Source organism: Planifilum fulgidum (genome assembly GCF_900113175.1).
GTDB classification, from domain to species: domain Bacteria; phylum Bacillota; class Bacilli; order Thermoactinomycetales; family DSM-44946; genus Planifilum; species Planifilum fulgidum.
The window spans coordinates 1-24,396 of sequence record NZ_FOOK01000041.1 but is presented as its reverse complement, the minus strand read 5'-3'; the positions used below and the strand labels follow the sequence as shown (position 1 = coordinate 24,396).

At 58.3% G+C, this 24,396-nt stretch carries 21 protein-coding genes, 3 tRNA genes, 1 rRNA gene, 1 other RNA gene, 1 CRISPR repeat array and 1 other annotated feature; of the genes, 24 read left to right on the top strand and 2 right to left on the bottom strand.

What is annotated here, in order from left to right:
* The 21 genes from BM063_RS15895 to BM063_RS15785 all read left to right on the top strand — a co-directional run.
* The coding region (locus BM063_RS15895; protein ID WP_177199230.1) for a transposase at positions 1–241 on the top strand (241 nt) is incomplete at its 5' end.
* A gap of 287 nt (positions 242–528) precedes the next feature.
* Positions 529–1,986, top strand: coding sequence for an IMP dehydrogenase (gene guaB / locus BM063_RS15890; protein ID WP_092041320.1), 1,458 nt, complete (start codon positions 529–531; stop codon positions 1,984–1,986).
* A gap of 282 nt (positions 1,987–2,268) precedes the next feature.
* Positions 2,269–3,510, top strand: a complete 1,242-nt coding sequence (locus tag BM063_RS15885) for a D-alanyl-D-alanine carboxypeptidase family protein (protein ID WP_177199229.1) — start codon at positions 2,269–2,271, stop codon at positions 3,508–3,510.
* A 109-nt stretch (positions 3,511–3,619) separates the two neighbouring features.
* A complete protein-coding gene (pdxS, locus tag BM063_RS15880) occupies positions 3,620–4,555 on the top strand; it encodes a pyridoxal 5'-phosphate synthase lyase subunit PdxS (protein WP_092041314.1) in 936 nt (311 codons plus the stop codon).
* A 16-nt stretch (positions 4,556–4,571) separates the two neighbouring features.
* Positions 4,572–5,156, top strand: coding sequence for a pyridoxal 5'-phosphate synthase glutaminase subunit PdxT (pdxT, locus tag BM063_RS15875; RefSeq protein WP_092041311.1), 585 nt, complete (start codon positions 4,572–4,574; stop codon positions 5,154–5,156).
* 71 nt (positions 5,157–5,227) lie between these two features.
* Positions 5,228–5,456: a binding site (T-box leader), on the top strand.
* 37 nt (positions 5,457–5,493) lie between these two features.
* Positions 5,494–6,774, top strand: coding sequence for a serine--tRNA ligase (serS, locus tag BM063_RS15865; RefSeq protein WP_092041305.1), 1,281 nt, complete (start codon positions 5,494–5,496; stop codon positions 6,772–6,774).
* Positions 6,775–6,896: 122 nt separating this feature from the next.
* A tRNA-Ser gene (locus BM063_RS15860) sits at positions 6,897–6,987 on the top strand.
* A 1,379-nt stretch (positions 6,988–8,366) separates the two neighbouring features.
* A CRISPR array of direct repeats spans positions 8,367–9,153; the repeat unit is 37 nt; unit sequence GTCACAATAAGAACACCTCAGTAAAGAGGATTGAAAC.
* Between the two features lie 215 nt (positions 9,154–9,368).
* Positions 9,369–11,216: an asparagine synthase (glutamine-hydrolyzing) gene (asnB, locus tag BM063_RS15855; RefSeq protein WP_092041302.1), complete on the top strand. Its 1,848-nt coding sequence runs from the start codon at positions 9,369–9,371 to the stop codon at positions 11,214–11,216.
* 149 nt (positions 11,217–11,365) lie between these two features.
* Positions 11,366–11,743 carry a fluoride efflux transporter CrcB gene (crcB, locus tag BM063_RS15850; protein ID WP_177199228.1) on the top strand — a complete coding sequence of 126 codons (378 nt, stop codon included), beginning with the start codon at positions 11,366–11,368 and terminating at the stop codon, positions 11,741–11,743.
* Between the two features lie 595 nt (positions 11,744–12,338).
* Positions 12,339–12,415, top strand: a tRNA-Arg gene (locus BM063_RS15845).
* Positions 12,416–12,642: 227 nt separating this feature from the next.
* Positions 12,643–13,416, top strand: coding sequence for a metal ABC transporter ATP-binding protein (locus BM063_RS15840; protein ID WP_092041296.1), 774 nt, complete (start codon positions 12,643–12,645; stop codon positions 13,414–13,416).
* Positions 13,417–13,471: 55 nt separating this feature from the next.
* Positions 13,472–14,326 (top strand): metal ABC transporter permease, encoded by an 855-nt coding sequence (locus BM063_RS15835; protein ID WP_342713758.1) that lies wholly within the window; start codon positions 13,472–13,474, stop codon positions 14,324–14,326.
* Between the two features lie 95 nt (positions 14,327–14,421).
* On the top strand, positions 14,422–14,838 hold the full coding sequence (locus BM063_RS15830; protein ID WP_092041329.1) for a Fur family transcriptional regulator: 417 nt from the start codon (positions 14,422–14,424) through the stop codon (positions 14,836–14,838).
* The gene (gene tadA, locus BM063_RS15825) at positions 14,838–15,365 is read left to right on the top strand and encodes a tRNA adenosine(34) deaminase TadA (RefSeq protein WP_092041290.1); all 528 of its coding nucleotides are present in this window, start codon (positions 14,838–14,840) and stop codon (positions 15,363–15,365) included. The genes BM063_RS15830 and tadA overlap by 1 nt, the downstream gene beginning before the upstream one ends.
* A 90-nt stretch (positions 15,366–15,455) precedes the next feature.
* Positions 15,456–15,548, top strand: a tRNA-Ser gene (locus BM063_RS15820).
* A gap of 434 nt (positions 15,549–15,982) precedes the next feature.
* Complete coding sequence (locus BM063_RS15810) at positions 15,983–16,492, top strand: TVP38/TMEM64 family protein (RefSeq protein WP_177199227.1); 510 nt, start codon at positions 15,983–15,985, stop codon at positions 16,490–16,492.
* Between the two features lie 222 nt (positions 16,493–16,714).
* An RNA gene (ffs, locus tag BM063_RS15805) (signal recognition particle sRNA large type) lies at positions 16,715–16,981 on the top strand.
* A gap of 169 nt (positions 16,982–17,150) precedes the next feature.
* Positions 17,151–18,854, top strand: coding sequence for a DNA polymerase III subunit gamma/tau (gene dnaX, locus BM063_RS15800; protein ID WP_092041326.1), 1,704 nt, complete (start codon positions 17,151–17,153; stop codon positions 18,852–18,854).
* Between the two features lie 42 nt (positions 18,855–18,896).
* Entirely contained in the window at positions 18,897–19,208 is a 312-nt protein-coding gene (locus BM063_RS15795) for a YbaB/EbfC family nucleoid-associated protein (protein ID WP_092041282.1), read from the top strand.
* Between the two features lie 37 nt (positions 19,209–19,245).
* Positions 19,246–19,842 (top strand): recombination mediator RecR, encoded by a 597-nt coding sequence (gene recR / locus BM063_RS15790; RefSeq protein WP_092041279.1) that lies wholly within the window; start codon positions 19,246–19,248, stop codon positions 19,840–19,842.
* A gap of 198 nt (positions 19,843–20,040) precedes the next feature.
* The gene (locus tag BM063_RS15785; protein ID WP_177199226.1) at positions 20,041–20,958 is read left to right on the top strand and encodes a CPBP family intramembrane glutamic endopeptidase; all 918 of its coding nucleotides are present in this window, start codon (positions 20,041–20,043) and stop codon (positions 20,956–20,958) included.
* Between the two features lie 13 nt (positions 20,959–20,971).
* Here BM063_RS15785 and BM063_RS15780 read toward each other — a convergent pair whose 3' ends face one another.
* The gene (locus BM063_RS15780; protein ID WP_177199225.1) at positions 20,972–21,880 is read right to left on the bottom strand and encodes a DMT family transporter; all 909 of its coding nucleotides are present in this window, start codon (positions 21,878–21,880) and stop codon (positions 20,972–20,974) included.
* Positions 21,881–21,998: 118 nt separating this feature from the next.
* Here BM063_RS15780 and BM063_RS15775 point away from each other — a divergent pair, with 118 nt between their 5' ends.
* Together BM063_RS15775 and BM063_RS15770 are read left to right on the top strand one after the other, a co-directional pair.
* Positions 21,999–22,700, top strand: a complete 702-nt coding sequence (locus tag BM063_RS15775) for a GntR family transcriptional regulator (RefSeq protein WP_092041269.1) — start codon at positions 21,999–22,001, stop codon at positions 22,698–22,700.
* Positions 22,701–22,760: 60 nt separating this feature from the next.
* Complete coding sequence (locus tag BM063_RS15770; protein WP_245752314.1) at positions 22,761–23,033, top strand: pro-sigmaK processing inhibitor BofA family protein; 273 nt, start codon at positions 22,761–22,763, stop codon at positions 23,031–23,033.
* 53 nt (positions 23,034–23,086) lie between these two features.
* On the opposite strand, the gene yunB is transcribed toward BM063_RS15770, so the two are convergent.
* Positions 23,087–23,776 (bottom strand): sporulation protein YunB, encoded by a 690-nt coding sequence (gene yunB / locus BM063_RS15765; RefSeq protein WP_092041266.1) that lies wholly within the window; start codon positions 23,774–23,776, stop codon positions 23,087–23,089.
* A gap of 352 nt (positions 23,777–24,128) precedes the next feature.
* Between yunB and BM063_RS15755 the strand changes: the two genes are divergently transcribed.
* Positions 24,129–24,396, top strand: a 16S ribosomal RNA gene (locus tag BM063_RS15755); the annotation flags it as partial.

The following is a 24,396-nucleotide window of genomic DNA, read 5'->3' as shown; positions in this document are numbered from 1 at the left end:
ACGTCAAAACCGTTTAAGTGAAAGGGGCAAACAACTGTATAAACGACGGAGTCAGACCATTGAGCGCAGCTTCGCTGACGCCAAAGAACTTCATGGGCTTCGTTATGCACGCTACAGGGGGCTTGCCAAAGTCAGAGAGCAATGCCTCCTTATTGCCGTGGCTCAAAACATCAAAAAAATGGCCTTGCTCCTCTCGAAGAGAGGAAAAGGCTTTGTGATCCGCCTAATTTACCAAATCTAATTTCCTTTATCTGTTTATTTCCCATAAACACGCAACCCCTGGCGCTTTTCTTGCGAAAAGAGCCAGGGGGTTTGTCATCAATCTCAGCCGGAGAGGATACTCTCTCCGGCTTTTTGGTTTCCCCGTAAAAGAAGCCGCCTGTCCGGTCTCCCGCGACAAATGGCCGCCCGGAACGGCCGCTTCTTTCGCCTTTTTCGGAGAATTCTTCGCCGCTTGACGCCCTTTTCGCCGTTTGGTACACTTTCAAAAACGTTTGCTCGGGACAAACACCAGGAGGCGCAAAACCGATGTGGGAGGAAAAGTTTGCCAAGGAAGGGCTCACCTTTGACGACGTTTTGCTGATTCCGGCCAAGTCTGATGTGCTTCCCAAGGATGTGGACGTCTCCACCCGGTTGGGAGAGGGAATCCGGCTGAACATCCCGCTTATCAGCGCCGGGATGGATACGGTGACCGAGGCGCCGATGGCCATCGCCATCGCCCGCCAGGGCGGTCTCGGGATCATCCACAAGAACATGAAGATCGAGGAGCAGGCGGAGGAAGTGGACCGGGTGAAGCGCTCCGAGAGCGGCGTCATCACCAAGCCCTTTTACCTCCACCCCGAACACAAGGTTTACGATGCCGAGGCGCTCATGTCCAAATACCGGATTTCCGGCGTGCCGATCGTGGACAAGGAGCGGAAGCTGGTCGGCATCTTGACCAATCGGGACATGCGGTTCATTCGCGACTATTCCACGCCCATCTCCGAGGTGATGACCAAGGAGAACCTGGTGACGGCACCGGTGGGAACCACCCTCAAAGAGGCGGAGGAAATTCTCCAGAAACACAAGATCGAAAAACTGCCCCTGGTGGATGAAAGAGGGGTGCTGAAGGGCCTCATCACCATCAAGGACATCGAAAAGGCCACCCTGTTCCCCAACGCCGCCAAGGACGCCCAGGGACGGCTTCTGGCCGGGGCGGCCGTGGGGGTGTCCAGCGACACCTTCAAGCGAGCGGCCGCCCTGGTGGAAGCGGAGGTGGATGTCCTGGTGGTGGACACCGCCCACGGCCATTCCCGGGGCGTGCTGGAGACGGTGGCGGAACTTCGTCGGCGGTATCCGGATCTCTGCATCGTCGGGGGGAATGTGGCCACGGCGGAGGGAACCCGCGATCTGATCGAAGCGGGGGCCAGCGTGGTCAAGGTGGGCATCGGCCCCGGCTCCATCTGCACCACCCGGGTGGTGGCGGGGATCGGCGTGCCGCAAATCACCGCCATTTACGACTGCGCCACCGTCGCCCGCCAGTACGGCGTCCCCATCATCGCCGACGGAGGGATCCGCTATTCGGGGGATATCGTGAAGGCGATCGCGGCGGGGGCCGACGCGGTGATGCTGGGAAGCCTCTTTGCCGGAACCGAGGAGGCGCCCGGAGAATCGGAGATCTTCCAGGGTCGGCGGTTCAAGGTGTACCGGGGCATGGGCTCCCTCGGGGCGATGCAGGCGGGAAGCGGAGACCGGTATTTCCAGGAAAACGTGAAGAAGCTGGTTCCCGAGGGCATTGAGGGCAGGGTTCCCTACAAGGGTCCCCTGGCCGACACCGTCTTTCAACTGGTCGGCGGCCTGAGGGCGGGCATGGGTTATTGCGGAGTGAGAAACCTGCAGGAGCTGAAGGAGAAGACCCGGTTCATCCGGATCACCGGCGCCTCTCTCCGGGAAAGCCATCCCCACGACGTGCAGATCACCAAGGAAGCGCCCAACTATCACATCTGACGGTAGTCATCCGCAGGAATTCCCTGCGGTTTTTTCTTGAAAAAAGGCCGGCAAACCGGGGCTGCCCGCCGGCCCTTTTCTTTTTTTCGATGATGGCGAAAATTCCTTTGCCCCGATTTTCTTTCCCTCCGGATTTTTGTAAACTGAAAATCGGATCGGGTGAAGACCGGAAAACGGATGGAGTCACCGCGTCGGAGCCGCGGGGCGTGTCGGGAATCATCGCCTTCCGCGCCGTCTTCAAGCCCGGTTGGCTTTCAGATATGGTCTTCGGAGGTGGAGCCTTTGAGCGGTCGCCTTTTCCCCCTGTCGGTCAAGATGACGGCGGGGTTTTTGATGGCGGTTCTGTTTCAGGGGACTGTGGCGGCCCCCGTTCCGGCTTTGGCGGCGGAACCCTTTCCGGAAGTGAAAGCCAAGGCCCATGTGGTGATGGAGTTTGAAACCGGGCTCGTGCTGGATGGCCACCGGGAGGACGAGCCGCTGCCCCCTGCGAGCATGACCAAAATGATGACCGAGTATCTGGTGTTGGAGAAGATCCGCTCGGGGGAGATCGGCTGGGAGGACCGGGTGCGCATCAGCGCCCGCGCCGCCGCCATCGATGAAGCCCAGGTTTACTTGATCGCCGGCGAGGAGTGGACGATCCGCCAGCTGTTTGAAGCGATGGCCGTCTATTCCGCCAATGACGCCACGGTGGCCCTGGCGGAACACCTGGCGGGCAGCGAAGAGACCTTCGTCAAATGGATGAACGAAAAGGCGAAGGAACTTAAAATGACCAACACCCATTTCCGGAACAGCACGGGATTGAATGAAGCCAGTTATCCCAATCCGCCCAAGGGAGAGGGGAAACACGTGATGTCCGCCCGGGACGCGGCGAATCTCGCCCGGCGGCTTCTCCTGGATTTTCCCGAAGTGAAGGAGATTATCGCCAAGCCCCGGATCACTTTCCGGGGGAGGGAATATGCCAACTGGAACCGGATGCTCCCGGGGCAGTCCCAGTTCTATCGCGGCGTGGACGGGGTGAAGACGGGATATACCGACGAAGCGGGATACTGCTTTGCGGGAACCGCCGAGCGGGACGGGATGCGGCTTGTCACCGTGGTGATGGGGACGGGTTCCCAGAGCGCCCGCTTTCAGGAGACGCGCCGCCTTTTGGATGCCGGCTTTGAGAACTACGACCTAAAACCCTTGATTTTCGAGGACAAGCCCCTGCCTGGATATATGGAAAGGATTCCCGTTCCCAACGGGGTGGCCCGGGACGTGGCCATTGCCGCCGACCGCACCCTCGTGCTTCCCGTCCGCAAGGATCAGATGAAAAAGTACACCTTCCGCGTCACGTATACCCGAAACGTGGTCGCCCCGCTGACGGCGGGGACGCCGGTGGCGGAAGTGACCGTTCTCTATGACGGCAAGAAGATTCCCGGCGTGGAACCGGTCCGGCTGGTGGTTCGGGAATCGGTGGAGGAAGCCGGTTGGCTCCGCCTCTTTTTCCGGAAATTGGGCGATGCGATCAGCGGCTGGTTCGGCTGAAAGCTCCTTCCCGTTGGTTGTCAATTTCCGGTGGTTCCGTTACAATACTTGTATTGAAGAATCACCGAGTTGGGGAATCCATTTGCTCGAGAGACGGGAGGATGGAGCGATGTCCGCTAAGGTCGAAACGAGGAACGGCACCGTTTCCGGTGCCGAAAAGGCATATGAGACGGGAACCGATCGAGTCAAGCGGGGAATGGCGGAAATGCAGAAGGGCGGCGTCATCATGGACGTCGTCAACGCGGAGCAGGCGAAAATCGCCGAGGAAGCGGGAGCCGTCGCTGTCATGGCCCTGGAGCGGGTTCCGGCGGATATCCGCGCCGCCGGCGGCGTGGCCCGGATGGCTGATCCCCGCGTGATCGAGGAAGTGATGAACGCGGTCAGCATCCCGGTGATGGCCAAGGTGCGGATCGGCCACTTTGTCGAAGCCCGCGTCCTGGAGGCCCTGGGGGTGGACTACATCGACGAGAGCGAAGTGCTCACTCCCGCCGACGAAGTGTACCACATCGACAAGAAGCAATTTACGGTGCCCTTCGTCTGCGGCGCCCGGGATCTGGGCGAGGCCCTGCGCCGGATCGGGGAAGGAGCTTCGATGATCCGGATCAAGGGAGAACCGGGAACGGGCAACGTGGTCGAGGCGGTTCGTCACATGCGCATGATGATGTCCCAAATCCGCAAGGTGCAGTCCATGTCCCGGGACGAACTGATGGCCGAAGCGAAAAAACTGGGGGCGCCTTACGATCTGCTGTTGCAGGTGCATGAGACCGGCCGGCTCCCCGTGGTCAACTTTGCCGCCGGCGGAATCGCCACTCCGGCGGATGCCGCGCTCATGATGCACTTGGGCGCCGACGGCGTGTTTGTCGGCTCGGGGATCTTCAAATCCGAGAACCCGGAAAAATACGCGAAGGCCATCGTCCAAGCGACGACCCACTACGAAGATTTCGACCTGATCGCCAAGCTGTCCAAGGGTTTGGGCTCGGCGATGCCGGGAATCGATATTTCCACCCTCGCCGAAGCGGAACGGATGCAGGAGCGGGGTTGGTAATGGGAGGAATGACCCCATGAAGATTGGCGTGCTCGCGCTGCAGGGGGCCGTTCGGGAACACCTCCGCATGCTGGAGCGTGCGGGGGCGGAGGCGACCGCGGTGAAGCGGCCCGAACAGCTGGCCGGTCTGGACGGGTTGGTCATCCCCGGCGGCGAATCGACGACAATCGGCAAGCTGATGCATCAATACGGCCTGTCTGAGCCGATTCGGGAGATGGCCGCCTCCGGCAAGCCCCTGTTCGGAACCTGCGCCGGCCTCATCCTGCTGGCCAAGCGGATCGAGGGGGCGGAATCGGCTCACCTGGCGCTCATGGACATCACGGTTCGACGCAACGCCTTCGGCCGGCAGCGGGAAAGCTTCGAAACGGATCTTCCCGTGGCCGGGGTGGCCGACGATTTCCGGGCCGTTTTCATCCGGGCCCCTTACATCACCGAAGTGGGCCCTGGTGTGGACGTGCTGGCCCGGATCGATGACAAGATTGTGGCTGCGCGGCAGGGTCACCTGCTGGCTTCCGCCTTCCATCCGGAACTGACGGAGGACGTCCGGATGCACGCCTTCTTCGTCGAGATGGTTCGGGAAGCGTCCGCCGTCCGGGTCTGAAGGCGGGACAGGCTTGGAAAACGGGTTTTTCCCGGCTTTGTCCGGGATACAATGAAAAGGAGAGACATATTTCAAAGGCGAGGATGAGAACCAGTACCCGGAAGAGGGCGGCGGCAGAGAGACGGTGGTCGGTGCAAACCGTCCCGCTCCTCCGGGGAATCCCTCTCGGAGCCGTGCGCGAAAGCGGCGGAAGCCGCAGAAGCGTCGACCGGATCGACGGCCGTTATCCCGTCCAGAGGTGGATCGGGGATGTGTTTTCCCGGTCAAAAAGGGTGGCAACGCGGGCCTTCCGTCCCTTTGATGGCGGAAGGCTTTATTGTTTGAAGGAGGGATCGCCATGCTGGATGTGAAGTTGCTGCGAAACCGCCTGGATGAAGTGCGGGAAAAGCTGAAACACCGTGGAGAAGACATCAGCGGCTTGGATGATTTCGCCGGTTTGGACCGGCGGCGGCGCGAACTGCTCCAGGAGAGCGAGCAGCTGAAAAACAAGCGCAACACCGTGTCCAAGGAGATCGCCCGGAAAAAGAAGCAGAAGGAGGACGCCTCCCGGGAGATCGCGGAAATGCGCCAAGTGGGGGAACGGATCAAGGAACTGGACCAGGAGCTGCGCCAAGTGGAGCAGGAGTTGGAATCCGTCCTCCTCACCCTGCCCAACATTCCCCACGAGAGCGTTCCCGTCGGCGATTCCGAGGAGGACAACGTTCCCGTCCGCCATTGGGGGGAGATTCCGAAGTTTTCCTTCGAACCGAAACCCCACTGGGAATTGGCCCGGGAGCTGGACCTTCTGGACTTTGAACGGGCCAGCCGGGTGGCCGGTTCCCGCTTCGTCTTTTACAAGGGGGCCGGAGCCCGTCTGGAACGGGCCCTGATGAACTTCATGCTCGACCTGCACGTCGAGAAACACGGCTACACGGAAATGATCCCGCCATATCTCGTGGGGCGCGACAGCATGATCGGAACCGGTCAGCTCCCCAAGTTTGCCGAGGATTCCTTTGCCGTCGCCGACAGCGACTACTATCTGATCCCGACGGCGGAGGTCCCCGTGACCAACTACCACCGGGGGGAAATCCTGTCGGCGGAGGAACTGCCCAAAAAGTACGTCGCCTTCAGCGCCTGTTTCCGTTCCGAGGCCGGGGCCGCCGGCCGGGATACCCGGGGTCTGATCCGCCTCCACCAGTTTAACAAGGTGGAGTTGGTGAAGCTGGTGAGGCCCGAGGACTCCTACGACGAATTGGAAGCGCTAGTAAAGGATGCGGAGGCGGTGCTGCAGCAGCTTAAGCTTCCCTACCGGGTGGTGCTGATGTGCACCGCGGACATCGGCTTCGCCCAGAGCAAGAAATACGACCTGGAGGTGTGGATGCCCAGCTACGGAACCTACCGGGAAATCTCCTCCTGCAGCAATTTCGAGGATTTCCAGGCCCGGCGCGCCAACATCCGTTTCCGCAGGGAACCGAAGGCCAAGCCGGAATTTGTCCACACCCTGAACGGATCGGGTCTGGCCATCGGCCGGACCGTGGCCGCCATCATGGAAAACTTTCAGCAGGAAGACGGCAGCATCCTCATTCCGGAGGTGCTTCGCCCCTATATGGGCGGCATGGAGCGGATCCCCTCCGATTGAGGAAGGAAGGCCGTATTCAGATGCCGGGTTTGCCGCTTTAAAACCCGCCGCGGCTTGATCGGGGAAGCTGCGGCGGGCCTTGACTTTTTTAGGAAACCGTGTATAATATCACAGTGATCCGTGGAGAGGTGGTCGAGTGGTTTAAGGCAGCGGTCTTGAAAACCGCCGAGGGCTTCACGCCCTCCGTGGGTTCGAATCCCACCCTCTCCGCCAAGTATATCAAGGACTCCCGCTTTCCAGGGACACCCTTGGAAAGCGGGAAACAAAGGGATTGCAAACAAATTGCAAACCTTTCCCCCACTAAAGTGATCGTTCCCTATTTCCAAAAGAAGTCGTCCAGTCTCTGGGCGGCTTCTTTTTGCATGTTACGGCGAAACGTGACGATACAAATCCATCGTAATGGTGATTGTGGAGTGCTCACCCTGTTGAAGCAAAAGTGTTGCATGGGTGTGTCGTAGATCGAAGTGACCAAACGCTTGAGAAAAGTGATCAAGATTGTATGGCGATCCGTCGGTTTTACAAAAAAACAAGGTTGTAATCCTGGTAAGCAGGTCCCAAAGCAATTTTTTGATTCGTTGGAGCATACTAATGACGGATTGGGACGCCGCACGAATGGGTGTGGGGCAAAGTTTAAGGAAAAAGAACAAGATATTTTCGAATACATATACAACGCGTCACTTCATGAATTTGAGTATGAACTTGAATTAGGCGGGGAATAACCCCGGCCTTTTTGAGGTGTCGTCGACCCCCGATCATGCAAAAACCCCTGGGGGTCGACGACACTTCCATTTTCTTACAATTCCTTAAAAGTCAAGCGAACGAAGGGAAACAGCCATTTTCTCAATTGACGAAATTATTTCCAAAGGATATAGTGTACATATGTAGATGATGAATCTGACAGGCTTTTTCAGGGTTTGTAGGTTACCTATGAGGGATTGAAACTACGTTTATCGTAACGTGCTAAAATGGAGTCAGAACGGTTTGTAGGTTACCTATGAGGGATTGAAACACCGTTACCCCTTCGTATTTTTCCTTCAAATACTTCTGTTTGTAGGTTACCTATGAGGGATTGAAACACAACGAGACTGAGGGACCACGTCAACTTGAGAAGGTTTGTAGGTTACCTATGAGGGATTGAAACACGAACATCTTCCTGATCCAACACCTCCAAAGCTCCTGTTTGTAGGTTACCTATGAGGGATTGAAACAGTCTACATTTTATGCTTGGAATTGGGAACCCGAGGAGGTTTGTAGGTTACCTATGAGGGATTGAAACCCGGATGCTTCCCGGGCCCTCCCCGGGGATGCTTTGGTTTGTTGGTTACCTATGAGGGATTGAAATAACGGGCAATGGGGAGATTGGGAACCGGTTGCCTATGACGGTTTGTAGGGGGATTCCGTTTGCGAACACCGGGAGCTTCGGCAAAAACCCCGGAGGTGTTCGCAAACGCGGAAACCCGCATCAAATCAAGGAAAATGGTCTTTTGCAACATTCGATGCAGAGGCCGGATTCCCCAGAAATTGGTTAAATGAAGGAGGTGTTCGCAAAAGAGCGTAGAAGTTCAGACACGTCAAGGGATCCAGCGCCCGCTGTCACAATAAGAACACCTCAGTAAAGAGGATTGAAACGGTTTGCCTTCAGGCTTTCGCACAGGGCTTGCCAGTCGTCACAATAAGAACACCTCAGTAAAGAGGATTGAAACTTTCCATTCGGCGAAGCGTCGAAGCGCGCATATAGCTCCAGTCACAATAAGAACACCTCAGTAAAGAGGATTGAAACCTTATCGACCACGCCCGGCTTAAACTTAGAGGAGGCAGTCACAATAAGAACACCTCAGTAAAGAGGATTGAAACTTTCCATTCGGCGAAGCGTCGAAGCGCGCATATAGCTCCAGTCACAATAAGAACACCTCAGTAAAGAGGATTGAAACCTTATCGACCACGCCCGGCTTAAACTTAGAGGAGGCAGTCACAATAAGAACACCTCAGTAAAGAGGATTGAAACACCTTTGTCACCCTAGGCCTTATTTTTCCCATAATATGTCACAATAAGAACACCTCAGTAAAGAGGATTGAAACTGTTTACGAAACCAATGGGCTGCCGTTTGACCAGGCCAAGTCACAATAAGAACACCTCAGTAAAAAGGATTGAAACAAAGACCATTCTTCGGAATTCCATGCATTCCTTTTCAGTCACAATAAGAACACCTCAGTAAAGAGGATTGAAACTGTTTACGAAACCAATGGGCTGCCGTTTGACCAGGCCAAGTCACAATAAGAACACCTCAGTAAAAAGGATTGAAACAAAGACCATTCTTCGGAATTCCATGCATTCCTTTTCAGTCACAATAAGAACACCTCAGTAAAGAGGATTGAAACGAGCACCCATCCGATGACCGGAAGGCGACTCAGGCTGCTGAGACCAATAACCGATGCGCCCGGTCCGCCCCTCAAAGGCGGGGTTTGACGAGGATTTTCGGGTACAACCTGCCGCAAACAGGCACAAAATCCCATCTGCATCATAGGATATAAAGGCGCGGGCCCAGAAGGGAACATGTGGATACAAGGATTTGGCGGATGGGAGGTTGGTGTCCATGTGCGGAATCGCAGGCTGGATCGACTGGGGGAGACCTGTGAGCCGGGAGCGCTCCGTCCTGAAGAAAATGAACCAAGCCATGGCCTGTCGGGGACCGGATGACGAGGGCGTTTGGCTGTCCAAACACGCGGCGCTGGTCCACCGGCGGCTGGTGGTGATCGACCCCGAGGGAGGAGCGCAGCCGATGGTTCGCCGCTACGGCGGCCGGACCTATGTGATCACCTACAACGGTGAATTGTACAACATGCCCGAATTGCGCAGGGAATTGGAGACGCGGGGACACGTGCTGACCTCCCGTTCCGATACCGAGTTGATTTTGGCCGCCTATGCAGAGTGGGGGGAAGACTGCCCCCGGCATCTCAACGGGATCTTCGCCTTTGCCATCTGGGATGAGGCGTCCCAGTCCCTGTTCGCCGCCCGGGACCGGATCGGGGTGAAACCCCTGTTTTTCGCCCGCAGGGGTGAGGGACTCGTTTTCGGTTCGGAACTGAAGGCGCTCTTGGCCCACCCCTCGGTCCGTCCGGAAGTGGATGAGGAGGGGCTGGCGGAGGTTTTGGTGTTGGGGCCGGGAAGGACGCCCGGCCACGGGGTTTTCCGCGGGGTGGAGGAGCTGCGGCCGGGGTGCTGGCTGCGCTTTGACCGAAGCGGTCTGCGGGTTCAAGCCTACTGGAAGCTGGTCAGCCGTGACCACTCGGAGGATCTGGACACCACCGTGGAGCGGGTGCGGGCGCTGTTTCAGGACTCGGTCCGCCGCCAATTGGTTTCCGATGTGCCGGTGGGGACGATGCTCTCCGGCGGATTGGATTCCAGCTCCATTTCCGCGGCCGTGGCCAAGGTGTTCCAAGAGGAGGGAAAAGGGCCGCTCCACACCTTTTCCGTCGATTACGCCGGAAATGAAAAATATTTCCGCCCCAACGAGTTTCAACCCCAATCCGATGCCCCCTGGGTGCAGCGGATGGCGGAGTATCTCGGTTCCGTCCACCACAAGGTCATCATCGACACGGAAGAGCTGGCTTCCGCGCTGATTCCCGCCATGCGGGCCCGGGATCTCCCGGGGATGACCGATGTGGACTCATCCCTGTATCTCTTCAGCCGGGAGATCAAAAAAGAGGTGACGGTGATCCTTTCCGGCGAGTGCGCCGATGAGGTCTTCGGGGGGTATCCCTGGTTCCACCGGGAAGAACTGATTTGGGCGGACACCTTTCCCTGGTCCCGGCTGATCCGGGAGCGAATCCGCTTCTTCTCACCGGAAGTGGTTTCCCGGATTCGGGCGGAGGAGTACGTGGCGGACCGTTACCGGGAAGCCCTGGAGGAGGTTCCGCGATTGCCGGGGGAGGCGCCGCGGGAAGCGAGGATGCGCGAGCTGTTTTATCTCTGCCTGACCCGTTGGATGCCGGTCCTGCTGGACCGGAAGGACCGGATGAGCATGGCGTTCGGTCTGGAGGTGCGGGTGCCCTTCTGCGATCATCGCCTGGTGGAATACGTGTGGAACGTGCCCTGGTCGATGAAGAGCTGCGACGGGCGGGAAAAGGGGCTGCTGCGGCGGGCCGTGTCGGATCTGCTTCCGGAGGATGTGCGGATGCGGCGCAAAAGCCCTTTTCCGAAAACCCACAATCCCGCGTATCTGGAAGCGGTGCGAAGCGAGGCCTTGCGCCGGATCGAGGATCCGTCCTCTCCCCTCCGGGAGATCCTTCATGTGGAGGAAATCCGCCGCTTCGCCGATCGCAGGGATCTCGGGCAGCTGCATCTCCCGTGGTTCGGCCAGCTGATGAACGTGCCCCAGTTGTTTGCCTATTTCATCCAGCTGGATGCCTGGATGAGGGAGTACGGCGTGGTGATCCGCTGAAGGCGGTGGATTACCCCGATTCTTTGTCGCCTCTCTTCGGAGAGGCTTTTTTGTGGGCGCGTTGACGGATGGAGTATAATGGAGCCCAGCGGGGCGCGTGGGGGCGGGATGATGCGTGATCCGTCCGGCATTTGAAGGGAGAGGAAGTTGTGAAACCGATTTTGTGGATCGGCATCGGAGGCTTTTGCGGTGCAATCGCGCGGTTTCTCATCGGTTCCTGGCTGTCCGGAACCGTCGGTGCCTCCGCTTTTCCGGTGGCCACCTTTGTCATCAACATCACCGGCTCTTTCCTCCTGGGGTTGCTGGCCGGAGGCGCCTCTTCGCTCACGCCGCAGGTCATGTCCGCCTTGACCGTCGGCTTCCTGGGCTCTTTTACCACCTTTTCAACCTTCAGCGTGGAGACCCTCCGCCTGATCGAACAGAATCAGCACCTGCCGGCTCTTTTCTATGCGACGGGCAGTGTGGCGGCGGGTTTGATCGGCGCTTGGGCAGGAGGAGCGCTGGGTCGGGCGTTTTTTGACTCATGACCGCAAATTGCTGCAAGCCGCGAAGATAAAGGTTCTGCATTCTCCGGAGACGGTGATCATCCCCTTTTGTTTTGGACGGCCGCACGCAGGCCATATGCTATTCATCATAGCCTTTATACAAAAGAAAAAGTCCGTTGGCGATAAATAAAAAAATGATCGCCAAGTAAATAAGATCAATAAAAGGACCCTTGAATTTTAAATAACCGAAACCGATAAGAATGGCCGCTGAGAGGATACACGTTGAACCTGTAATGATGTCCTTCAAAATGGATCCCCCCTGCAGTCATTTTATACCATCTCCAGCGGAGCGGAAAGAATGCGGGAAAAGATTGGGGCAGGGTGATATCCACAGCGGTTTCGGGCGCGCCGGGAATACCGCGTTTCTTTGTCTTAAGGAAAATTGTGGCATGGAATCGCTGTTGAAGGGAGAATCGCCTTGGTGGCAGGTGGACCGGCATGATTTGACTGTTAGTCCCTTCCCGTGTTACAATACGGACGAACTTGTCCGCCTGTTTTCGGCGGAGGAATGCGTGTCAACAACGAGGCCGCGAGCGCATATAGCTAATACGGAAAAATGCTTTGGGCCCCATAACGCGCGCCCGTAGCTCAGCTGGATAGAGCAGCGGTTTCCTAAACCGCGTGTCGGAGGTTCGAGTCCTCTCGGGCGCACCATCCCTGTGAAACGAATCGAGCTCTCATGGGGAGAGCTCGATTTTTTGTTGGTGAAGGATTGGTGGGTGAAGGATTGGTGATAAAACGTATTGATTCCGATTTACAAAGCGGCGGTCTTGGGCTATAATATCCCATGACCGTTTTTATGATCGGTTTTTTTGAACCGGAGCAGAAGAGATGAATCGGATTCAATCCGTTTTCTCCTTTTCAGGAAGAAGGGGTGTGCCATGAGCGAAGTGGTTCTTCGCCTGTCCGGGGTTTCCTTTTCCTACGACCGCCAACCGGTTCTGGAAGGAGTCGATCTGGAGGTGGCGGCCGGGGAGTTTCTCGGCTTGATCGGACCGAACGGATCGGGAAAATCGACCCTCGTCCGGTTGGCTCTCGGCCGTCTGTCGCCGGACGCGGGAAGAGTATATCTGTTCGGCGAGCCGGTGGAGAAGTTTCGCAAGTGGCACCGGATCGGGTATGTGTCCCAAAAATCCAACAGCTTTAACCTGGGGTTCCCGGCGACGGTATACGAGGTGGTGGCCAGCGGCCTCACCGGCAAGCTCGGCCTGTTCCGACGGATCGGGGCCAAGGAGCGGGCCTTGATCCGGGAGACCCTGGAGCGGCTGGGATTGTCCGACATCGCCGGGGCCAACATCGGCCGCCTGTCCGGCGGGCAGCAGCAGCGCGCCTTCATCGCCCGGGCGCTGGTGAGCCGTCCCGACCTGTTGATTCTGGACGAACCGACGGTGGGGGTCGACGAGGAATCGGTGGAGCGTTTTTACCGCCTGCTCCGTCGGCTCCACCGGGAAGAGGGACTGTCGATTCTGCTGATCACCCACGACATCGATGCGGTGGTCGCCGCGGCGGACCGGATTGCCCTTTTGAACCGGCGGATCCGCTTTTATGGGGATCCCCGGGAGTTTGCCGCCCGCCGGGGGGATCTACGTCCGGCGGGGGATGGATGCAGCCAGCCCCTTTTTCCGCCCGCCTCGGGGGAAGAGATCCGGGTTTGAGTTTGGCGTTTCGGGAAAGGGGGGAGCGCGGAAAAGCGCGAACGGGATGTGGGAGATGATCCTCAGTTACGATTTCATGCGGAGGGCGGTGTTGGCGGGGCTTATGATCGGCTTGATTTCCCCGCTGGTGGGGATCTTTTTGGTGGTCCGCCGACTTTCGCTGATCGCGGACGCCCTGGCCCACGTCACCTTGTCCGGAGTGGCCACCGGGCTGTTGTTGCAAAAACACGTCTCCGTTTTTCAACATGTGAACCCTCTCCATGTGGGGATGGTTTTTTCCGTCGGAGGCGCGATGTTCGTGGAACAGCTGCGCCGCCTCTACCGGACTTACCAGGAGCTGGCCATACCGGTGGTCCTCTCCGGAGGCATCGCCCTCGGCGTGGTCCTGATCAGCGCCGCCGACGGGTTTAACGTCGACGTGGCCGGTTACCTGTTCGGGAGCATCCTGGCCGTCGGGGAGGACGAGCTGCGCTGGATCTTCGCGGTGGCCGCGCTGGTGCTGGCCGTGATCTTTCTCTTCTACAAGGAGCTGTTTGCCCTCTCGTTCGACGAGGAAAGCGCGGTGGTGTCGGGGATTCCCCACCGGTTGATCCACCTTGTGTTCTTTTTGGCGGTGGCCCTCGCCATCGCCGCTTCGATCCGCGTTGTCGGCATTTTGCTGGTTTCCGCCCTGATGACCCTTCCCGTCGCCGCCGCCCTGCAGATTTCGGGCAGCTTTCGGCGGACGATCCTGTATTCCCTGTTGTTTTCCGAGGTGTCCGTACTGTGCGGGCTCTCGGCCGCCTACTATCTGGACTGGTCGTCGGGGGGGACCATCGTCCTCGTCTCCCTGCTGATCCTGGTTTCGATCCTCGCGCTGAAAAGGGTTCGTCGCTTTCTGATCTTGAAATCGCGGGGATCGGGTGTTTGAATAGGAGAAAAGGGGGATTTTCCCTCCGCGGGGAAAGGAATCACGGGGAAAAGAATAAAAAGGGAGGAACCTTTGCGGGATTGGAGCGATATGCGGTGGATTACGGGAAAGCCCTGGAACGGTTGAAGCGCAACGGATACAAATACACGGGAAAGCGGGAATCGATCGTCCGCCTGTTTGCCATGCAGGACCGCTATCTGTCGGCCAAAGAGGTGCAGAGCTGCCTGTCGAAGGATTATCCGGGGCTCAGTCTCGACACGGTTTATCGGAATCTGTCCCTGTTCGAGAAATTGGGCATCCTGGAAGGGACGGAATGGGAAGGGGAACGCCGCTACCGGTTTCGTTGCGACGAGGACCGGCACCACCACCATTTGATCTGCACCGAGTGCGGCCGGACCCGGACGATTCACATCTGTCCGATGAATGCCATCCTGGGCGAGCCCGAGGATTTCGAAATCACCGGGCACAAGTTTGAAATCTACGGTCGCTGTGCCGAGTGCGGGAACCGGTGATGTTTTCGCGGAATTTGTTTGCATACGGGGCGGTGAAGAATGTGGAAGCGGGTTTGTCCGCCGATGAACGGTGGATGAGGGAAGCGCTGGAGGAAGCCAGGAAGGCCGCGGAGATCGGCGAAGTGCCCATCGGCGCGGTGATCGTCCGGAACGGGGAAATCGTGGGGAGGGGGCACAACCGGCGGGAAACGGATCGGGATCCCACCGCCCATGCCGAGATGATCGCCATCCGGGAAGCGGCCGGGCGGCTCGGGGGCTGGAGGCTGATCGGCTGCAGCCTTTATGTCACCTTGGAACCCTGTCCCATGTGCGCCGGCGCCATTCTCCAGTCCCGCATCGAACGGGTGGTCTTCGGGGCCTCCGATCCCAAGGGAGGATGCGCCGGGACGCTGATGAACCTGCTGGCGGACGGGCGGTTCAACCATCAGGCCGAAGTGGTTTCCGGGGTGTTGGCCGAAGAGGGCGGATCGCTTCTGACGGGTTTTTTCCGGAAGCTGCGCGGCGAAAGCCGCAAAGGGACCGGCTGATGGTTTGCCTCGGTTTCCCTCTTGACGAACGGTGAAGGTTGCTTTTATAATATGAAATTGCAATACGCCGGGGGATTTGTCCCATATCGTGGAGAGGTGTCCGAGTGGTTGAAGGAGGCGGTCTCGAAAACCGTTGTACGGGTAACCCCCGTACCGTGGGTTCGAATCCCACCCTCTCCGCCAAATCAACGTTTTTCGGCATTCAGGTGACAAGCGCGAAGCTCAAGAAATACCGGATTGCAAACAAATTGCAAACCTTTACTTGACTAAAGCGTCTTGTCACCAATAAGGAAGTCGTCCAGCTCTTGGACGGCTTCTTTTTTGTGCAAACAACATCCGACCCCTATCGTAGAGGATTACGGACCTCGGTCCGAGGCCGGGAAGGAGGCGGTTTGCTACAATCGGACCTGCACGAGGACTGCTTGGGAGGAGGTGTGGGAAGGATTCTGGACCGCCGGGGAAAGGGGAATTCTGATGAATCGGGACACGGATCGAAAAATTTAGGTCCATGATGGATCGTCATAATGTTGCTGGCCGGTCGGCGGAGTGCTTTATTTCGGCTGGCCGTTTTTTTCAGCGATGGGTGGTGGATCCTTGATGCCGGTACCTGGGGACCCGTGTTCATCCTGCTGCAAATCGCCCAGATGTTGGTCGCCCCTCATCCCGGCCAAATTATGGCATTGATTGGTGGATACCTGTTCGGTTCTTGGATCGGGCTTTTGTATACCATGATCGGTGTGATGATGGGTTCCGCCCTCATTTTCGCATTGGCCCGGAAGCTGGGAAGGCCGTTCGTAAGGCGTTTCGTGCGCCCCGATTCGCTCCGGGAATTTGACCATCTGACCAGGGAAAAAGGTACATTCGTCTTTTTCCTGATGTACCTCCTCCCGGGCTTTCCCGACGACATTCTTTCGTTTATTGCCGGGTTTACCCTCATCCCGGTTCGACGGCTTCTATTGATATCCCTCGTCGGCCGTTTGCCGGAAAATGCCGTCGTTACCACGTTTGAAAATATCCATCTGCTGCTGGTCACTTTGGCTGCGATCCTGCTCATTTATGTGTATGTCTGGTCGAAAAGGGATGGATCCGAAAATTTGCAGATCATCCGGATCGGATCGCGTTCTTGAAACAAACTTGGGCCGCCAAGAAAGTGAACATCCTCATCACGGCTTGCATCGCGGTTGTCCTGGCGATTCAGATGTTCCAATTGGCTGTGGCCGGTTCCATTTGCAGTATAAACAGCAGTGGATAAAAGCCCCCTTATGAAAAGCTTCTTCCTCGAGGGCCATCCGGTCCGTGAACCATTTTCCATTTGTGGCGGCTGGGGATTTGTGTTAAAATATTGTATGCCGTGCTAGACGGGGAGCTCGCGGTGCCCTGTAACCCGTAATCCGCGATAACGGGGTCGATGCCTGTCCGAGGTCCTTTCCGTGTGGGGTCCGGACCGTTTCAGGAGGCGTCGACGATCGGGTCCTGCGCAACAGGAACTTCCGAACCGTGTCAGGTCCTGACGGAAGCAGCACTAAGGAAGCCCTCCTGTGTGCCGCAGGGGTGCCTGGTCTGAGCCGAATGGACGGTGCCCGCCTGGGCGGGGAGGATCGACGGCAGGTGCACGGCATACATATTTTCTTTTCCGCAGAAATGACAGTATTTTCTGTTTTTTTAGGCCCGGTCTCCTCCGGCCAAGTCTTTTTTGGAAAAACGACTCCGACTGTAGTATGATGAAAATACCGAAGAAAGCGTGCTTTTGCATGCAAAAAGGCCGCGACAGCTGGAGTGTTCAAAGTGACTTATCGGGCATTGTACCGCGTGTGGCGTTCGCAAAGCTTTGCGGACTTGGTCGGTCAGGAGCACGTCACCCGCACGCTGAAGAATGCGTTGAAAGAGAAACGCTTTTCCCACGCCTATCTGTTCAGCGGACCCCGGGGAACGGGGAAGACCAGCACGGCCAAGATCTTCGCCAAGGCCGTCAATTGTCGTCAGGGACCGGCGCCGGAGCCGTGCAACCGATGCGAGACGTGCCGGCGGATTGCCGAGGGTTCCCTGATGGATGTGGTGGAGATCGATGCGGCTTCCAACCGGGGCGTGGATGAAATCCGGGACCTGCGGGACAAGGTGAAGTTTGCCCCGACGGAAGGGCGTTACAAGGTGTATATCGTGGATGAGGTGCACATGCTGACCACGGAGGCCTTTAACGCCCTTCTGAAAACCTTGGAGGAGCCGCCGGATCACGTCATCTTCATCCTCGCCACGACGGAACCCCACAAGCTCCCTCAAACCATCCGGTCCCGCTGCCAGCACTTTCCCTTTCACCGGATCCCCTTCGGGGAAATCGTCCGCCACTTGCGCCGTGTTTGCGACGCCCAGTCCGTCGAGATAGAGGAAGCGGCCCTGGCGGCAATCGCCCGGGCGGCCGACGGAGGCATGCGGGATGCCCTCAGTTTGCTGGATCAGGTGCTCGCCTACGCCGACGGCCGGGTGGAGGAGTCGACGGTGCTGGCCGTCACCGGTTTTACATCCCGGTCCACACTGGCCGAACTCTGGCAGGGTCTTGCGGAGGGGGATGTCCGGCGGGTTCTGGATCGCGTCGACGGGCTGATCCGGGAAGGGACGGAGCCCCAGCGCCTGATCGATGACATGATTGACACCGGTCGGGATCTTCTCCTCCTGCGCACGGCGCCGAATCTGCCGGATCTTAAGGACCGGATCGGCGGGGACGAATCCTGGATGCGCCTGGCGGACCGCCTTTCTCCTGGAAGGCTGAACCGGATGCTGGAGGTGCTGCTTCAGGCGTCCCAGAAAATGAAGTGGACTCCCCATGCCCGGGTGGTCCTGGAAATGGCGGTGGTGGAGCTTTGCCATCCGGAGGGGGCGGAACAGGCGGCGTCCGGGGAAACGCGCCCAGGCCCCGCCCCTTCCTCCGAGGGATTAGGGGAGCGGATTCGCCTGCTGGAGCGGAGGATCAAGGAACTGGAAAAGGCCGTCCAATCGGTTTCCGCCTCTGCAGGTGCCGCCAAGCCTGAGCGATCCGCCGCTTTGTCGGAAGGGCAGGGCGCGGGCGGGGAAAAACTGCTTCGGGACATCGATCCGATGCGGACGGAGGAGGTTCGCCGGCATTGGCCGGAGGTGCTTGCCCGCGTCAAGGAACAAAAAATCACCGTGCACGCCTGGCTGATCGACGGCGAGCCGGTGGCCGCGACGGAGGAGGCGGTGATCGTCGCCTTTAAAAACTCGATCCACCGGGAGACGACGGAGAAGGAATCCCACAAGACCCTGATTGAAAAGGTGATGGCGGAGGTTTTGGGCTCTCCCCTCCGGCTGATCACCATGATGCGGAACGAGTGGCAGGAGATCGGCGACCGCTTGACCGGCGGCGGGGGGGAGGAATCCGACCCCTCCCCTCCGAAAAAAGGGAGTGTGGAAGGGAAAGACATCATCCGGCAGGCGGTGGAGATCTTCGGAAAAGACCTGGTCGAAGTGACCGACTGAACGGTGTTGGACCGGCAATAACCTGCGGGAGGGAACCGAAACGTGCGAAACATGAACCAGATGATGAAACAGATGAAAAAAATGCAGGCCCAGATGGCCAAGGCCCAGGAAGAATTGGCCCGGAAGGAAGTGGAGGGCACGGCGGGCGGCGGCGTGGTGAAGGTCCGGATGAACGGACACAAACAGCTGTTAGGAGTGGAGATCGCCCCTGAGGCGGTGGATCCGGAAGATGTGGAAATGTTGCAGGATCTGATCACCGCCGCATTCAACGAGGCGATGAAACAGGTCGACGAGATGATCGCCAAGGATTTGGGCAAATTGACGGGCGGTCTCAATTTGCCGGGGCTGTTTTAACGGAAATAAGGGAAACTGAAGCGGGAGTGGCCTGAAGGTGTATGTACCGGAACCGATTGAGAAGCTGATCGAAGCCTTTATGCGGCTGCCGGGTATTGGACCGAAGACGGCCCAACGCCTGGCTTTTTTCATATTGGGAATGGACGAGGAGGACGTGATGGACCTGGCCAAGGCGCTGGTTAGGGCGAAGCGGGACCTGCGCACCTGCGCCATCTGCAGCAACATCACGGACAAGGAAGTGTGCGCCATCTGCAGCGACAAGAACCGGGACCGGTCCGTCATCTGCGTCGTTCAGGATCCGCGGGACGTGATCGCGATGGAGCGAACCCGGGAATACAACGGATTGTATCACGTGCTCCACGGGGCGATTTCACCGATGGAGGGCGTCGGACCGGAGGATCTGCGCATTCCCGAGCTGTTGAAACGGCTTGAGAAGGAGGAGGTCCAGGAATTGATCCTGGCCACCAATCCCAACATCGAGGGAGAAGCGACGGCGATGTACCTGTCAAAGCTGGTCAAGCCCTTTGGCCTGCGCGTCACCCGGATCGCCCACGGCTTGCCTGTGGGAGGCGATCTGGAATACGCCGACGAGGTGACGCTGACCAAAGCCCTTGAGGGACGCCGGGAATTGTAGCGGGAGGATCAGGTCCGGTGTCATGTCCCGGGACTTCCGATATTACAATAGAAGTGTGATCCGTCGGGGGCCCCGGACTGCGGGATGATCCCTAACCAATCCTTGTCGGAGGAGTTGTTTTCATTGTTCGATCTCCCGGCACCCGGCCCCGTCCATCGGCCGGAGCCCCCGGATACCGTTTCCGGAAGGATCCGTACGATGGCCGCTTGGGCCCTCTGCATCGCCTTCTTTTATCTTATTCCCCTGGAGTGGGCATCTCTTGAGTGGGAATGGACGGAAAAGGGATTGTGGCGGATCTCGGAAGATGGCGAGGAAAGCCTCCTTTTGGCGGGTTTGACCCTTTTGTGGGCGCTGTTCAATCTGGCGGCGGTCCTCGCGTTTTTGATCACCGGAATCTGGACGAGTTTCGCCCATGAGAGAAAGGGTTGGATCCGCGTCCTGCCTCTCCGGGATGTCGTTTACTATTTCGCCTGGGTGGAATGCCTGATCACCGCCTTTGCCCTGCTGGCGGAGTTTGTGCCGGAGGTCGTCCGGGGCGCGGTTCATCAGCATTTGCTTCCGGTCGCCCCCCATGCGATCATGATCCTGGTTTTTCTGTTTCTGTTCCGCGGCGGTTTCGACCGGTACGGATTTCGCGGCGCCTCCCCGGGCGGATGGGTGGGGATGGTCGCCGCGGTGGCGGGAATTTACGGACTTGTCTACCTTTTTCTCGATCCCCTGGTCACCGAACCCGTCGCCCGCTATTTTTCCCTGGAGCCGGTGTCCTGGCGGGAGGAGAGCATTTCCCGGGAGATCGGAGCGGCGCAGCAGAGCGGCTGGCTGCCCCTTCTCAGTCAGGGGCTGTTGGTGGGGGTGATCGGTCCCGTCGGGGAAGAGATCATGTTCCGGGGGATTTTGCAGCAGTCCCTGGCGGAGCGGATCGGCCAGCCGGTGAGCGTGATCCTCACGTCGCTCCTCTTCGCCCTTTTCCACGTGGATGTGGTCATGTTCGCCCCGCTTTTGGTGTTGGGGTTGATTCTCGGAATTTTGCGGGCCGTTTTCCGCAACCTGTGGGCGCCGATCCTGTTCCACATCGTCAACAATTGCGTTTCGGTCCTTCTGGACCTTCTGTCCTAAGTCGTCCCGGCCTTCAAAGGGAATGTTTTTCGGGCCGGGCCCGTGCGGGGGAACGGTTCAGGCCCGGTTTCAGGTCGGCGACAAAGACAATGCCGGCGCAGATCAGGAGAAAACCGACGATGACTCCGGCGCCCAGGGGTTCGTTCAGCAGCAGGGCCCCCCACAACAGGCTGAAAAGGGGAACGAGAAAGGTGACGGTCATGGCTTGCGTCGGTCCGACGTCCTTGAGCAGCCGGAAGTAAAGGATATAGGCCACCGCCGTGGAAAGAATGGCCAAGCCCAAGGTGGCGGCGATCCCGAGGGCGGAAAACCGGGCGGATGGGAACGTGATGGCGGCGGCAGGCAGCAGGGCGACGGCCGCGCCGCCGAGCTGACCGATGGCCAGCGTCAGCGGGGGTGCGTCGGGGAACGCCTTCTTGGCGTACACTCCGCCGACGGCATAGCTGAAGGATGCCGCCAGCATGGCGGCGACGGAAAGCAGCACCTTTTTTTCCACGGGGACCGGGCTCCACCCCACCAAGACGGCGACGCCGATGAACCCGATCAGCAGTCCGGCCCCCTTTTTCCACGTCAGGGGATCCTTCAGCCACAGGGCCGCCACGAAGGCGGTGAACATCGGCGTGGTCGCGTTGAGGATGGCGGCCAGGGACGAGGGGATGTACAGTTCGGACGCGGCGATCAGGGTGAAGGGAATGGCGCTGTTGACGGTGCCGAGAAGCAGGTATTGCTTCCAGCGCCGCCTCAGATCGGGAAGGCGGCGGAGGATAAAGGCGTAAAAAAGCAGCACGCCCGAGCCGATCAGAACGCGAAGGTCCATCAGCAGAAAGGGGCCGAGCTGCGGCACCGCAATCCGGATAAATAGATAAGAAGCCCCCCAAAGGGAGGCGAGGAGCATGAGCCGGACAAGATCTTTCCACCCCATTGGCGGTTCCCCCTCCGGGCCGGATTTGCCCAAATTTGTCCAAATCATTCCCAACCGTCGAACTTATATGCAATATATCGCATTTCGATTTTGAATACAAGGGAGGGAAAGGCACCCGATGCCGATACCGAGGGACGTCCCCAAGATGGAGCGAATCTCGGCCAAACAGCGGGCCCTGGAGCAGATTCAGCGGTGGATCATCGAGGGCACGCTGCGTCCCGGCGAAAAAATATTGGACGGCGAGTTGGCCGAGGTCCTGGGAATGAGCCGGACTCCGGTCCGGGAAGCGCTTCAGATTCTGGAAATGCAGGGGTTCGTCGAGATGCATCCCGGATCGGCGACGAAGGTGACGCCCATCCGGCGGGAGGATGTGTTCAGAATCTATCCGCCCTTGGCCGCCCTGGATGCCACCGCCGCGGAAATGGCGGCCGAACGGGTGACGGCGGAGGACATCCGCTCCCTTCGCCTCACCAACGAAAAGTTTGCCGAGGCGCTCGGGAACAAGGCCTTTTACGAAGCCCTCATCCTGGATGAGCAGTTTCACCAGACCATCCTCGAAGCGGCGGACAATCCCTATTTGACTTCCTTTATCACCACCCTTCAAATGCATGTGCGCCGCTTCAAGTACGTCTTCCTGCGAAAGATGGTGATCTCTCCCGCCCGGTCCATCGAGGAACACGCCATGATCATCGAAGCCCTCGAGAGAAGGGACAGGGAAACGGCCGCCCGCGTCATGAGACAAAACTGGATGCGTCCGATGCGGGAGATCGCGGACCGGCTGCAAAGGAAGGAAGAGGAAAAGAAAAACGAAGGGGAATAACCCGTCCACCCCCCTCATAAGCTTGTACCAGTAACGGATGGCAAAGGGGGTTGAAGGGCGTTGGATATCGGATGGTGGGGGTGGGCTGCCGGAGGGGGGCTCGTCCTTTTCATGATATTGAGCCGTTCGGTGATTCGCCCCTTGAAATGGATCTGGTACGGGATCATCTACACCGCCGTGGGCGCGTTGGCTTTGTTTTTACTCAACCTGGCCGGAGAGTTGGTGCAGTTCCGGATTCCGATCAATCCGGTCACCGCCTTTATCACCGGCGTTCTGGGATTGCCGGGCCTTTTGTATCTGGTGTTGGTCAAACTCTTTTTCCTGGGGGGATGATCCCTTGAAAATGGAGGACCACCCCCTCAATCGTCGGCTTTCATGCCGCTTTTTTATTGGGTGGGGATCACCGGTATGGGGGCTTTCGTTCCCTGACCGCCCATGTAGAACTCGGGGACTTCCCCCACGATCGTCAGCTGTCCCAACGGATAGCTGTGCCGGGTCCGGATCGTGCTTTCGTTTTTCGGGAGGAGGATCACCATTTCGTTGGTGATCCGGACGTTCAGCTTGATCATCACCATGTTGATTCCCCCGCTTTCCATGGTTCCTTCCATTTCGATGTGGGTGGACCCCTTGGGCCAATATTTCAGCGGGATGTTGGGTCCCATGTCCGCGAAGAGCTTGCTGTCGAAGACGGCGCCCAAGGGGATTTCGACGCTTTTTTGCCGGGACGCCTTTTTCAGTTCCCGCTGAACGGTTTTCGTCAGCGTCTCGTACAACCTGGCCTGCACTTCCTGATTGACCTGAACCGACTGAATGTGCCCCCGTTCATCCTTCGTGAGCATCAGGGAATGGTTCAAATCCCTGGCGTAGTTCCGCCTTACTTCCTCAACGGCCTTATTCACGGCGGATTGGGCGATGTTTTTCACCTCGGAGCGGGCGATGTCCAGAAGCTTTCTTTCCACCCGGTTTTCGACGGAGTACAAAAAGGGCAGGGAGAGAAAAAAGAGGAGCAAAACGGCATATAATCCCCATCGAAAGGGATTGGTGGACCTTGCGGGGAACCGCCGGCGGATCCGCATGGGCGACCTCCCTCCTTTGTCCAGAGTTTATTCGCGCAGGTTTGTCCATTTGCCTCCGTTGCCGCCTCCCCCGGAGAACGGACGCCGCAAAAAAGGGAAACATTTCCGTGTTGACAAGGAATCAAGACCGTGATATATTAATGGCTGTCGTCGCCGAAGGAACTGAATCCTCCGGCGCGGGAGGCGAGGAAAAAATTCCGGTGAAGCCTCCGAAAAAATGTGGTTGACAAACGGCGCAAGCCGTGATAAGATAAAATCCGTCGCCGCGAGAGGCGGCGGAACAAAAAAGAAGGCGTTCCTTGAAAACTGAAGAGCGAAAAGGACCCGTGGTTCCTTTGAGTCATATCAAACTTTCCAGGAGAGTTTGATCCTGGCTCAGGACGAACGCTGGCGGCGTGCCTAATACATGCAAGTCGTGCGGGGTCTTGAAGGGCTTGCCCTTTAAGACCCAGCGGCGAACGGGTGAGTAACACGTGGGTAACCTGCCCGCAAGACCGGGATAACTCCGGGAAACCGGGGCTAATACCGGATAAGACTCCGGATCGCATGATCCGGAGTGGAAAGGCGGCGTCAAGCTGCCACTTGCGGATGGGCCCGCGGCGCATTAGCTGGTTGGTGAG